Raw genomic sequence first — 13,019 nt, 5'->3', positions numbered from 1 at the left:
CGCATAGCCGAGCATGCAATGCCACCGTCGTCTCGGCGACGGATGGCCGGATAGTTGCCGCTATGACGCATCATCACAACGCGGCCTGCCAATTGGTCACATGCAGTCGATTTGCGGGATTCGCCCTGCATGACAGTTCCGTGACCGGCTAGACTATCGAGCATAGCAGTACTGCGACAAGTAACGGAGAGCCGTCGCCAGTCCAGCCATCGGGACCGCGCCGCGGATCGCGCTCGGTGTGGTTCCAATTTCAACCGCAAGCTCGTCTGCGGTTTGCCAATCGCTGGTAGCAAGTTTCGAGGCGTCGGCGGGTAGTAGAAGCGCCATGCCGCCCTGGATCACAGATGTCTGGAACTCTGCGCGCTTCTCTCCTGCTATGAGGGCCACGTTCGGTCGCGCCGAGCGGGACAGTGGCTCTAGTACAATGAGTACGATTTCGATACCACCTTTCCCGCATTGCAGGCTCAGGCCAGCAAGGCCTGTATCCGACTTGGCAGTATCGACGACATGCATCACTGAAATGGCATCGGCGCCGCCGTCTGGATTTTTGCTCTTCACCAGTCGCCATCCGCCCTCAAGCTGTGTCGATTGGCTGCCGGACTCGATCTGCTTGAACGCTTCTTCGTCGCAACGTCGACGCTGCTCGGCGCTGACCCCAGACCCGCAATTCAGAATGCCCGGACGCACCGGCTCGGCTCGGCCGGGAGCTGTCGTCATCAGAAGACCAGCACAGAGCAGAACTGAGCGCACCATCAGAAGCGCCGACCTAACATTCGCTAGCGCCAAATCATTCATGTTGTATCCAACGGCCCTGTCAAAAATCGGGCAAGCGCTGCCCACAGCTCCGGACGTCAATCGACGTAACCATACCTCTTGTAGTATCGATTGCGATAGTAGGCCGCGCCGTACGTATCGTAGCGGCTCATCACCGACACGTTCACCTTGTTAAGAACCGCACCGAGCATGCGCTCCTGCACAACCGGCGTTTCGCTTAGCACGCGCTGGACGATATCCACTTTGGACTTCGCCCATTCGATGACGAGGATATAGGAATCAGCCAGCCCTCTGGTCGCCCGAACGTCGACGACCGGCGCCAGCGGGCTAAGATCAAGAACGATGCGATCAAAGTGCTGCCGTAGTTGCTGGAACAGGTCTTCCATCTGTTGCGAGGCCAGCAGGTCGCTCGAATTTGAGAAGCGCGATGTGATGGCACAAGGAAGAAAATGTAGATTCGTCTGCGGGTCTATCCAGACCACATCCGTCCAGTCGGCTTGGCCGATGACGACATGGATCAAGCCGCCCTGCGCAGCCGGAGTAAGCCTTGCGGTGAGGCTTGGGTTGCGGATGTCGCCGTCGATCAGCAGTGTGCGGCAGCCGCTTTGCGCCAAGGTTTGTGCCAGCGCTTCGCTGATGGTTGACTTTCCCTCGTTCGGAAGAGCGGAGGTAATCCCCAGGACCTTGTTGGACCCTGCACCGAAATTTGCAAAATCGCTGGCTAGCTTGATCGACCGAAATCCCTCTGCGAAACGTGAAAATGGGGCATTGATCACGTGCCGCCCGACGCTCTCCTCGGTTGAAAGCAGACGGTCGCGATGCGGCTGCGGGTGACTAAATCCCGGCGCGGACCCCTGAATTGGCAAGGTCGTGCCGGATTCCTGGTACCTCGGTGGTGCCTGCTGCGGTTTGGGCTTGTCGCGTTTACCGAATCGCCAGGCGGCTTTGCCGGATTGAGCGGAATTCGCTTTGACGGCACCCGGCTTTATGACTGGAATCGAAGCGAGACAGCGGGTATCCACGAACTGCTCGACCTGCGAAACGGTACGGAAGACGCGATCCATCATATCAAGCAGGACTGCGACGAGAGCTGCGAGTATCGACCCACCCACGATCGCTGCAAGCAGGATGAGTGTCGTTCTTGGCGACGTCTTGTTGGGAAGGGTCGACGCGGCCTGGCTGATCACCCTCGCTTCGGTAATGGGAAACGACTGCTGCTGAACCGAGACCATGTAGAGTTGCAGGAAGTTGTCAGACAATGCGCGAGCGCTCTGAGCGTTACTTTCCAGATCTCTCAGTATGATTTGGGCCTGGCTGGTATTGTTCGAGACCGCGATGGTATCGTTCAAGCTCTTCTGGCTGGACTCTTCGCGCGCTTTGGCAATTTCAAGATCACTCTTGTAGACCTCGGCCGTGCGTCGCAATTCGTCAATGATCGAGCGTCGAATTTCTCGCATCTGGTTGCGTAAATTGACAACCGCCAGATGCGTCGATCCATACCGGTTCGACCAATCGGCCTGCTTGGCCGCGTACTCGAGATAGGTCTGGCGCAATTTGGTGATGACCGGGTTGGCCATCGTCTCGCTCACAGTTGCCAAATCATTCAGAATGACCTTCGAATCGTCGCCGTCTGCATTCAATATCGCGGTGATGCGTTCGAGCTTAGCTTGTGCCTCCGCACGCTGGCTACGCGCGGTCGTCAGCGAAGTATTGATTTCAGCGAGTTGCTGCTCGGTGAGTAGTCGCCCGCCGGCGTCGACGATGTTGTTTTTGGCCTTGAAATCGGCAACGGCGCGTTCGGCGGAAGACGCCTGCAAGCGCAGCTCCTTCAATCGGTCCTGCAGCCAGACCGCCGCCCGCCTGGAGGCCTGATATTTCGATTCCAACGAGTCCACGATATAGCTGTCGGCGACAGCGTTGGCGATCCGCGCTGCCTGCTCCTGCGACAATGCTTGAAACGAGATCTCGATAACATAGCTCACGCCGACGCGTTTGATGCTGAGGCCGCTTGCAAAGCGAGCGAGTGCTGCGCGCAGTATTTGCTCTTCGGTGGGCGGGGTCGACTCGGAGAATATTCCGGTAATCGCGCCACTGATGCTGCTGAGCAATCCGCCACCGTCGCTCATGAAGTCTGCCGACTCCACAAGTTTCAAGTCCTTGATGACCTTGGAGGCGATCGCTTCGGACTTGAGAAGTTCGACCTGACTATCGACCATCGCCGAATCGATCGGGTTGTCTCCGCCGGTCGCGGGCGCTTGCGTCTGCAGGCCCTGCATCTTGCGGCTGTCGATCATCAGGATGGCCGTTCCGGTATATCGCTTCGGTGCCGTGAACACGTAAACGCCTGCAAGACAGATGCACAGGAGCAACGTGAAAATCATCACTGGATACTGGCGGCTCACCAGCGCAAGCGCAGAGGAGATGGTCTGCTCCAGCGATGGGGCATGCGGCGCCGTGGTTTCGATCTCGCGAGATGTGATCTTTGTTTGGAGCATCCGGCCCGCCTACCTAAATCTCTGTGAATGCGGCATCAGGCTGGCCTTGCCGCCGCGCTGAATTCGCGAACATGTAAAGTGCAGCGTAAAAGTTCGAATTCGACACGTCTGATGCGGTGATCGAGGTCGCGGCGCTCGAGAGTTGATCAGCGCCATCGAAACCCTCGGCGAAACACCTCGTCGGATCATTCGATACGTTGTTAGTCAGAGAAGTTTCGGCAATGCTGCCGGGCTACCGTCGATGCCGCTCGCCGCACAATCGTCATAATGCCCACCAACTTTGCCAAAAAAGCGACTTTCAAGAGTGAGACAATTTACGCCGCCTGAGAAGATCATGGCTCGCTCATGAATTGGGCAGGTTCCACGAAATCCCACGCACCGACCGATGGAACAGCGCCCTACCGGCCTCGAATTCTGCGATGCAATATCGGCCTGAGTGTGACGGACAAGCATGAGGATCGAGCAACTGCCACGGGCGAAGGCGTTCTGGTCTCTGCGTCACGAGCACGAGACGCCGGAATGCGAACGAGCCTGGGTTTCGGAGCATCCGCTATGGTGGTGAGGGTCGCCTTTGGAGTTCCACCGGTGAATCTGTGATCGTCCGGGCACTTGAAAGACCCAGCCAACGAGACCTCAATCAAAATCCTTGATGGAGGATTCCTGTTTCCAATCCACTAGCGAGCTTGCCAGGTCGTAGTCGAACTTGAACCCGCTTGCGATCAGATGCTTCGGCAGAATGTTCGTAGAAAACCACAACTTCTTGATGCGGTCACGATTGATGCCGGTCTTGATGCCGATAGCCTGCAGCATCTCGAATGGAAGCACGGCGAGATTCATTAGCCATACCGGAATCGTTATCGTCGGCTTGGGGTATTCGGCAGCTTGAGAGAAGGCGGAGCAAATCTCGCTAATGGTGTAACGGGGCTCATAGCAGAAATTGTAGATCGACAGACTGTCGTTGCGGGACGCCATGAAGAACATCGACGAAACCAGGTCCTTCACGTAGCCGCACGATTTGATGGTGTCGGTTCGGCCGGGATAGATGAAGGCCCGCCTTTCGAGAAGCCTCGACAATCGCGTGAAATTGCCTCGCTCGTAACGCCCATAGATGACGGCGGGCCGCACGATGGTCAGCCGCCTGTCCGGGTCCTCCGACTGCCATAGACGATGGATCGCTTCGGCCGAGAGTTTGGAGCGTCCATAGGCACTGACCGGGACTGGCGTCGCATCCTCAGTAAGTGGGTTTTCGGTCGGACCGTAGACCGATATCGAGCTGGTAAAGATGATATTCCGGCTGCCAGTGTCTTTCGCAAATCGGCAGACGTGCACCGCACCCAGCACGTTTGTATAATAATAGTCGCCCTCCGGATGACCGGGGGTGACATGGATCGCAGCCAGGTTGAAGATGTCGGCAGGCAGCCCGCCTCCGAGCTTCGGGTCGATTGGCTCACGGACATCATGATGGACATATTCGACGCCTTCGACGTGCGCCCTAGGCTTGCCGATATCCACGGAGACGATCCGGTTGTAGCGCCCGGAGGCCAGCAGCCGCGTCATCAGATGTGTACCGATGAAGCCTGCGCCTCCAAATACAATAGCCTGGGTGGGATTGGACATGTGCGCGAGGGTCAACGTGAGTGAAGGTGCTGAATCAACTGCGACGAACTTCGGTCAAGGCTTCCTGACGATCGAGCGCGCGCATTGGAGAGCTGCACGACCTGCCCTTGCAAGAGTTGTGCCCGCAAAGAGCAAGGTTGCTTGACGAGCATTGCGCCTGCCCGCGACCACGAGCGTTTCCGCTGCTGGACATCAATGAAGCGGGCAAATCGGGGCAGCAATTGGTTAGTCATGCGTCGCTCATACGGCGATAACAACATCGTTACCGGCAGTGCGTGTGACATGCTCGGAATCACCAGTTCCAGCTGGCCGATCCCGAAATGCGGTGGCTCTGGTTCAAGCCGCAACGCGGGTAAGATGGGGCGTCGTCTTCGCCGCGGATGATCGCACGTTTCTTGTAAGGATATCATTTGGCGTTCAACTAGCGGTTTCGTCTGAATCAACGACTCAATAGAGCTCGCGATACTCAAATTGAAAGTTCGTTGCTCCGGCGGCGATCCCCAATAGCCTTTGCAGCTTCTGGTAGCCTGCGAGCGGAACGACAATGCAATCGGAACTTCCCGCGTAGCAAACCCGAACCCGGATCGATTGACCGCAAATGTTTTGAACCAGCACAATCTGCTCGATGATCTTGGGATTGTTGGCTTGGGGGTGCGTCAGCGGATTGATCGAGATGCAAAGCTTTCCGTCCGCTGTCGTGTGATTTGGAGCGAAAGTACCTTCCAACGGTCGAATCGAACTAGAAGGCCGAGTGGAAATGCCGGAGCCGCCATACATCGGAGGAGATGTGCGACCGAAGCCGGAAATTTGAGCATCGGCCGTCGTTGCGAGCAGCGATGAAGCGATAGCTACAGATATCACCACATAACCGTCTGAGCGCCTAGATCGGTTATCATGCATCTTCACTGCTCTGCACATCGATGATGGTTGGGGCCAGCTCTCGAAAGAAGCCGCGGTTGTCGGCGGCAGGATAGGATTGCAGTTGCGGCAACAGAATGACAGGTAAAATAGTTCCCGGGATTGCAGGCGAGGAATCTTGCCTATTCCTTGCGCTTGTAAACACGTGCTAGAGGCTGCACTTTCCTGGATTAAGTGTCTGACGCCCGTCGACTGTGATGTTCTGTCGGCCGTCATGCGACGTACTTACAACGCGAGTATTCTAGGCGGCGAATGTTGAAGGAGATACCAGGACACGCTGTGTTGCCGGAAGTCGAACTGGCGACCCTGCCGCGCCTCTCGGTCGTCATTCCGAATCACAATTACGCAGCTTACGTGGGATCGGCGATCCGCAGCGCGCTGGACATACGATGGCCAAACGTCGAAGTGATCGTCGTCGATGACGGGTCGACGGACCATTCACTCGACGTCATCAACGAATTTGCAGACGAAGTCACAATCATCAGCCAGGCGAACGCCGGGCAGATGATGTCCTGTGTCAACGGCTTTCGCAGGTCTTCCGGCGATATCGTTATATTTCTCGACTCGGACGATGCCTTGCATCCTGATGTGATGACGGAGATTGTGTCCGTCTCGTCCAAAGCCGCGAGCAAATATCAGTTTCAGATGCGCGTGATCGATGCCAAGGGGCAGCCGACCGGAAATGTTCTGCCGCAGTACTTCTCCTGTCCGTCCTCGGAGGACGTCCGCAAGTGGATGGCAACCACCGGCGCTTATCCAACGCCGCCCGGGTCAGGAAATGCCTACCCAAAATGGTTTGTCGAGCGTGTCTTCGGCTTTGATTCCGACTTCGTTGATCGGGCTCCGGACAGTTATCTTTTGGCGGCCGCTCCTGCGTGTGGCGAGATCGTGACGATCACCAAGCCATTGGCGGATTATCGCGTGCACGGCCTCAATCACGGGGCTTTCCTTCAACTAGACGATACCCGCTTTGCGAGAGAGATCGACCTCACGCGGAGGAGATACAAATTCTTTTCCGAGATCGCGCGCACGGAGAAGTTTCCGGTTGCGCCCGATGCGCTCAAGAGTAATTTGATTTTTCTTTGTTTGCGGACAGCGTCGTTCAGGCTGCGGCCGGACCTTCATCCAATTGCCGCGGATAGTTCATTGAGCATCGCTGTCGATGCGCTTGGAGCAGCTGCGTCGCCGCAAGGGTTCTCAAGGTCGCAGCGCGTATCCCTGCTGGCTTGGATCTTCTGCATCCTAATCAGTCCGCGGTACTTTCGTCGTGCCCTGGTGAGTTTGCGGTACGTGCCCGCCCAGCGGCCGAAATGGTTGCGCGCGTTGCTCGGTCGATTCCGCATCATTCGATGATCAGGGACGGGGCTGGGACCCTTCGGTCAGACGGCAGCTTTGGTACGAATCGACCTCAGGCCGGCGCCTGGTGGCTGCGACCATACGCACAGCATTGCCATCATGATCAGGAATGGAGCCATGGCGAGGTTGCCGCCGCCGAGCTGATAGCAGGCCAGCATTGTCAGTGCGAGCATCGAGTTGTCCTTCCTGAATATCGAGAGGATAAGATAGAACAGGAAAATCAGTAGCCCGATAATTCCGTAATCCGCGACAAGCTTGAGAACGGGATTTCCGCTGCCGCCAAAGTAGGCGGGCGACCGTTCCAATCCGCCGGGTCCGGAGCCGATAAGCACTCTGTCGGTCTGAAAGAGATAGTCCCAGGTCTGTAGTTGTGCGACGTAGCGGGCATAGCCGCTCGACTTGGTTGAACTGAATTCGTTAAGTCTACTAACGATGGGCTCAAAAGGTTCCGGTGCAACGAGGTACGTTGTGCCGATCAGCAAGGCAACGGCCGTCCCGATGGCGATAACCCGCAGCGATTTGAGCGGAGCAATCAGGGGATAGGCACCGAGTGACACGACGAGCACCAGGAGGCCCGATCCGGACCGAGTGAGCACGTACGAGATGGCGTACAACGGAAGACTGGCAAGTCGCCGCAACATGAACACATCGACGACCACACCTATGGCGAGCAATTGGGATAACGCTCCCGGCTCCATCGGGAAAAACCCGTTCGCGCGCCGATTCGAAGACCCATAAAATTCCACCGCATTTTGATTGTAGGCGGACTCGACGAGGACCGGATCGAGCGCCGGGATTGCATCCTTGAACGAGAAGATGCGTATTCCGCCGAATTGAAGAACGATCTGGATGATTGCCAGAACGGCGCACACGCGAACATAGAACAGGAAGACGGGAAAGACCGCTTCGTTCGAGAATCTCGTCGACGGCCCGAACAGGAAGATCGAATTCGTGACCAGAACCATCGCAAGTGATGCCGGGCTACTCTCGACACCGCGATCGGGAGATTCGGCTGCGGCGACCGCGCTGAAGAGAAACCAGATGACAACTAATCCGAAGGCGAGCGTCTGCGGCCCGCGAATGCTCACCAGACCAACCCACCATCCCCACGCGACGAGCGCGAGGAATCCGAACAGCGAAAAGAAGATCTGTCCGGTTCCGATGAGGAGTCCGAAACGCTGCATGCAAATGCACAGAATGAAGGCGACATGCGCGAAAATGACGCTGTTGGTCTCGTCGCTTGACGCTGCTGCAGCGCACTTGTTAGACGAGGTTCTGGCTGGGAATGTGTCGAGGCTCACCATGTTGGGACTCGTCGATTACTGTTTCTTGGCGCCTCGGTTGGTGGGTGCGTCTGGGCACAGGGCAACGATCGCGATCGACCTTGGTCTCTCTCGTGAGGCTGTTCACCCTCTATACTAGAGCCTGTAGCGACTTCCCACATGGAACACAACGCGAGCGCAAGATTTAACCCTTACGTTCATGGTGCCAGGGGTTTGTTTTGCCTCATGGTATTCGTCTATCACGTCGTTCATTCCGGCCTCCCGACGTTCGATCTGTTTGCCAGGGGGCTGTTGGGAGAAGCGCTGCAGACCGGAAAATTCGGTGTCGAGTTCTTCTTCGGCATCAGTGGAATCGTCATTCTGCCAAGCCTGTATCGCGCATCCTCGGTGTTGACCTTTATTCTTGATCGCTATGCGAGGATTCTTCCTGTGCTCTGGGCGACCGTGATCGCGATTGCGATCGTTAGCTGGCTTTCAGGAAAGGGTCCAAGTCTGCTGCTGGTTGGTGCAAATCTGTTGGCGCCGCCTCCTTTCATTGACATCATCCAGATCAATCCCGCTGCTTGGTCGCTCGGATACGAATTCCTGTTCTATGGAGTATGTGCTGTCGTTTTCCTGATCAGCGGCGTCAGTCGGCCGCTGGCGCTGGCATTAGCCGCCAGTTCGCTGATCTTGCTCGTGTACTATCCCCGCGCGCTCCTGATGATCGGTGGCGTATTCATTGCGGAGAAGTATCTATCGTCGACCTTGTTGCATTCCCTGGCGAAATACCCGGCGATCTTCTTCGCGCTGTTCCTGACCGTCTGGAGAGGCCTCGAGCTTGCCAGCGCAACGGACTACGTGGGCTTTGTTACGCCGGCATATCTGTCATTCCACGACTGGATCTCTGCTTTTCCATTTGTTGTTCTTGGTGGCGTCTTCGGGACCATTTTTCTGCTCGGCATGTCCCGCGGAAACGGGCTGTTCGGAAGAATGCTGCGTTGGCAGGTCATGCAGTGGCTGGGAACGATCAGCTTCAGTTTTTATCTCTGGCCTCCGATCGTGATGGCCGGAGTCAAGCTCATCATGTATCGAACGGGCATGGTCGAGGCATTGGGGGGCGGCTCGCAACTGCTTTTCCTCCTGGTCTCACTTCCGCCGTCGCTTATCATTGCAGCGATCAGCCACCGCTTCCTTGAAGTGAAGGTGACGGGACAGATTCGAAAACGGCTCGACAGGGGCCTGGAAGCGAAGCCGGCAGTCCGATCAATCAACCAACCATTCGACGGCGCTCAAGGAGGGAACCTGATCGGGGAACAGTCAAATGTTCTTGATTGTTCGACAAGTCACCGCCCCAAAACGATCGCAAGTTGAATGTCTACTCCGGAAAAAGCCGCAGAGCCGTGTGGTTGATTGTGCCGGCTCACGACGTGGCAGCATCACCCTCGCCATCGTCTTTGGGCATTGAGCCGGCACAGCGTTCCCAGCCGCGACTAACAGCCGAACCGAAAGGATCTCGTTGATGATCGCAGTCGTGCGCAGGCAAGTCCTTTGTGTCGCCTCGATAGTTGTTGCACTTGGATGCGCAACGCCGGCCTGGTGCGCTGGCTGGGAGCTGGTTTTTTCGGATGAGTTCAATGGCGACAAGCTTGATCGAACCAAATGGGCGACCCGATACATCTACAACAACGAAACAATGGATCGTTTCAACGATGAAAAGCAGCGCTACCGCGACAATCATGTGGTGTCCGAAGGTGCGCTGAGCCTGACCGCAAAAAAGAATGAGGGGGCGGACACATTCGATTCCGCGATGATCCGAAGCCATCAGACATTCTACTACGGCTATTATGAAGCGCGGGTCTTTCTTCCGAACGCGCGGGGATCGTGGCCGGCATTCTGGCTCGAAGCCGATTACGACATCGATGGAAAGTTCTGGCATCCCCCGGAGATCGACATTTTTGAGTACGTCATCAACGGTGTGGAAGACAAGCCGAACATGCTGCACTCGAATGCCATGAGTAAAGAGAAGTGGACGCCGCAGTCCTACACGTATGTGGACAGCTCGTTCGTGCTCAGGTTTCAGGACATGGTCAGCAAGGAAGATCTGAACAAGGACTGGCATATTGCCGGCCTCGTTTGGGCCCCTGACCGCATTTCGTTCTTCTGGGACGGCCGGCTCATCTACACACGCACGTATCAGTGGACTAGGAAGGATGGTCAGCTCGGCCCGCCGGCGCACATCGATCTCAATTTTGCCGTCGGCGGAGCGGCTTGGGCAGGCCGGCACGGGGTCGATGATGCGGCCTTCCCGCAGACGTTCAAGATCGACTACGTTCGCGTCTGCCAGTTCACGTCCTCCGAGCGGGGAAGCCGAAAATGCGGTCCGAGCGACGTGACACCGGATCCGAATGAATTTGGATATACGGCAGCACTCAACGACATGCTGAAGCCCGCGTTTTTGGGAGCCGAGACGGCGTCGGTCGCAGGGCAATCCGGCAGCGGGTCGTTGTCCTTAAGTTCGACCGACCAACTGCGTTTCGAAATTCCGCTCAATATTCCGGAAAATTATCCTGCCAACAGGTTGCTCCAGGTTTCGGTGGTCGACGGGGCAACAGGAGCGGTCGTGTCCACGACCTCCAGCAAGCTGGAGGTAAACACCATGACGAGGCGCGCCGACGGCGTTCGTGTCGTAGAGGTTTCAATGCCCGCTATCCAGCGCTCCGGCGACTACGTCTTGGTCGGAAAGCTAGTGGCAGAAACAATCGGCGAAAATGGCGCGAAAGAGGTATTGGCAAGCCCGGTGACGTGCAGCACGCATGTAAGTCAGCCGGTTAAGGCGCGATCGTGTCGCCTCGCGTTGCTGCGCGTTCGGCCTCACTGAAGTCGCACGCGCCTCACGGAAAACGCCTCGCGTCGCAATGATCCTTGGAAGGCCTGCGTGGCGCGGGTGTTGATGCGGACGGCACCATTCAAAAAGGGCAGTTGGATGCAACGCGAAATAGACGTTCTGGCGGATGAGAATCGGCACGAGGTCGGCGGGCGGTTGGTGAATAGCGCCGCGGTCTTGTGGGCCACAACCGCATTTTCGCGAGCTGCGCAACTGATTTCGACGGCCATCCTTGCCCGCATGCTCACGCCGGACGATTACGGCATCATTGCACTCGCTACAGCAGTAGTCGGGTTTATAAATATCTTGGCAGATTTTCAGGTGGCTGGTGCCATCATCAAGTCGCAGAACGTGACACGAGCTCATCTCGATACTGCGTTTACGATTAGCCTCATACGCGGATTGATAACAGGTATTCTGCTGCTTCTTTCCTCAGGCCTCCTGGCGCATTTGCTAGGCGACGAGCGGCTGAAAGACGTCCTGTGCGTCATGGCCGTTCCATCCCTCCTGGCCTGTCTCAATAACCCGCTCTTGAGCGTTTATTCAAAAAGACTCAACTTTGCCCGGGAAAGCAAGAGGCAAATCGTATCGACCGTCATAGGAGCCGCGGTAGGCATCACAGCGGCGTTCATGCTGCGTAACTATTGGGCGATCGTCCTTGGCTCGATTGCGTCGAGCACATTCATGCTCTTCTTGTCATACTACAATATCCCCTGGCGGCCTCGGCTAGACCTCTCCAAAACCAAGGAGATAGTTTCGTTCGGGATTTGGCTGATATTGATCGGAGCTCTGGATTACCTGAACGGCAGGGTGGACTATCTGCTCATCGGAAGACGTCTTGGTAGCGAAACTCTAGGAGCCTATCATATCGGTCAACAGATTACGGTGATGACGACTGGGGATTGCGTAGCGCCTCTCAGTCGCGCTCTGTTTCCGGCATTTTCTCTGATGTCGAACGACGTGGACCGACTTCGAAAGGCGTACCGAGAGGCGCAGTCGGTTATTCTAGCCATGGCGCTGCCGATTGGCTTTGGCATGTCTGCGGTGGCAAGAGATGCCGTTTATCTGTTTGTCGGTCCGCAGTGGGAGATCGCTGTAAACGTAGTGGTTTACCTTGCTCCCCTGATCGCCCTGCAGACGATGCTCGCCGGAATCGAAACAGTTGCCTTGTCGATGGATAGGGGACGAGACCTTTTCGTTCGCGCGGCAGTTTTCCTGATTTTCCGAGTTTCGGTCTTGGTTGCGGGTTTCCATTTGGGAGGCTTGATGGGAATTGTCATTGGAAGGGTGATAACGGGCTCCTTTTTCATCTTATATGGCTTGCATCTGGCTGCCAGGATCACGCACAGCCGGATGCTGGATCCGATTACGGCGAGTTGGCGCAGCATCACGTCGGTCGCAATCATGTATGGTACATTGATGCTCTTACCGAACTCTCATTTCGGGTATGTCGGTCCCCTGGCGCTCGCTGCGATATTTGCCGGGAAGATTGTCCTGGGAGCGAGCATATACGTAATAAGCCACGCACTTCTTTGGATAGCGTGTGGAGCGCCCGCCGGCGCGGAGCGCAGGATCATCGACCAGTTAGGAAAATTCCGGCGGCTGCGGTTTAGGGCCGGCGAAAGCTGCTTGGAAGTTTGATCAAGATCAGGGAAAGAGGTTCAAGTGCGAAGACCAGTAATCTTTGTAAGCAGACTGAGCGATGGCAAC

At 56.5% G+C, this 13,019-nt stretch carries 9 protein-coding genes; 4 read left to right on the top strand and 5 right to left on the bottom strand.

What is annotated here, in order from left to right; genetic code table 11:
- Nucleotides 1-153: 153 nt before the first annotated feature.
- From IVA96_RS05400 to IVA96_RS05385, 4 genes are all read right to left on the bottom strand, one after another.
- Nucleotides 154-795: a hypothetical protein gene (locus IVA96_RS05400; protein ID WP_247415869.1), complete on the bottom strand. Its 642-nt coding sequence runs from the start codon at nt 793-795 to the stop codon at nt 154-156.
- Nucleotides 796-851: 56 nt separating this feature from the next.
- Complete coding sequence (locus IVA96_RS05395) at nt 852-3,269, bottom strand: polysaccharide biosynthesis tyrosine autokinase (protein WP_247415866.1); 2,418 nt, start codon at nt 3,267-3,269, stop codon at nt 852-854.
- A gap of 633 nt (nt 3,270-3,902) precedes the next feature.
- On the bottom strand, nt 3,903-4,886 hold the full coding sequence (locus tag IVA96_RS05390; protein ID WP_247415863.1) for an NAD(P)-dependent oxidoreductase: 984 nt from the start codon (nt 4,884-4,886) through the stop codon (nt 3,903-3,905).
- A 447-nt stretch (nt 4,887-5,333) separates the two neighbouring features.
- Nucleotides 5,334-5,786 carry a hypothetical protein gene (locus IVA96_RS05385; RefSeq protein WP_247415861.1) on the bottom strand — a complete coding sequence of 151 codons (453 nt, stop codon included), beginning with the start codon at nt 5,784-5,786 and terminating at the stop codon, nt 5,334-5,336.
- Nucleotides 5,787-6,086: 300 nt separating this feature from the next.
- Here IVA96_RS05385 and IVA96_RS05380 point away from each other — a divergent pair, with 300 nt between their 5' ends.
- Nucleotides 6,087-7,157 (top strand): glycosyltransferase family A protein, encoded by a 1,071-nt coding sequence (locus tag IVA96_RS05380; RefSeq protein ID WP_247415858.1) that lies wholly within the window; start codon nt 6,087-6,089, stop codon nt 7,155-7,157.
- A 26-nt stretch (nt 7,158-7,183) separates the two neighbouring features.
- On the opposite strand, the gene IVA96_RS05375 is transcribed toward IVA96_RS05380, so the two are convergent.
- Complete coding sequence (locus IVA96_RS05375; protein ID WP_247415856.1) at nt 7,184-8,464, bottom strand: hypothetical protein; 1,281 nt, start codon at nt 8,462-8,464, stop codon at nt 7,184-7,186.
- Nucleotides 8,465-8,602: 138 nt separating this feature from the next.
- Between IVA96_RS05375 and IVA96_RS05370 the strand changes: the two genes are divergently transcribed.
- The 3 genes from IVA96_RS05370 to IVA96_RS05360 all read left to right on the top strand — a co-directional run bounded on the left by IVA96_RS05370 (nt 8,603) and on the right by IVA96_RS05360 (nt 12,950).
- Nucleotides 8,603-9,796 (top strand): acyltransferase, encoded by a 1,194-nt coding sequence (locus tag IVA96_RS05370; RefSeq protein WP_247415853.1) that lies wholly within the window; start codon nt 8,603-8,605, stop codon nt 9,794-9,796.
- A 148-nt stretch (nt 9,797-9,944) separates the two neighbouring features.
- Nucleotides 9,945-11,303: a glycoside hydrolase family 16 protein gene (locus IVA96_RS05365; protein WP_247415850.1), complete on the top strand. Its 1,359-nt coding sequence runs from the start codon at nt 9,945-9,947 to the stop codon at nt 11,301-11,303.
- A 57-nt stretch (nt 11,304-11,360) separates the two neighbouring features.
- A complete protein-coding gene (locus IVA96_RS05360; protein ID WP_247415847.1) occupies nt 11,361-12,950 on the top strand; it encodes a lipopolysaccharide biosynthesis protein in 1,590 nt (529 codons plus the stop codon).
- Nucleotides 12,951-13,019: the final 69 nt, after the last annotated feature.

Origin of the sequence: Bradyrhizobium sp. 159 (assembly GCF_023073795.1) — a bacterium.
GTDB lineage: Bacteria > Pseudomonadota > Alphaproteobacteria > Rhizobiales > Xanthobacteraceae > Bradyrhizobium.
Note: the sequence above shows the minus strand (reverse complement) of the source record. Positions and strands in the feature narration are given on the sequence as shown.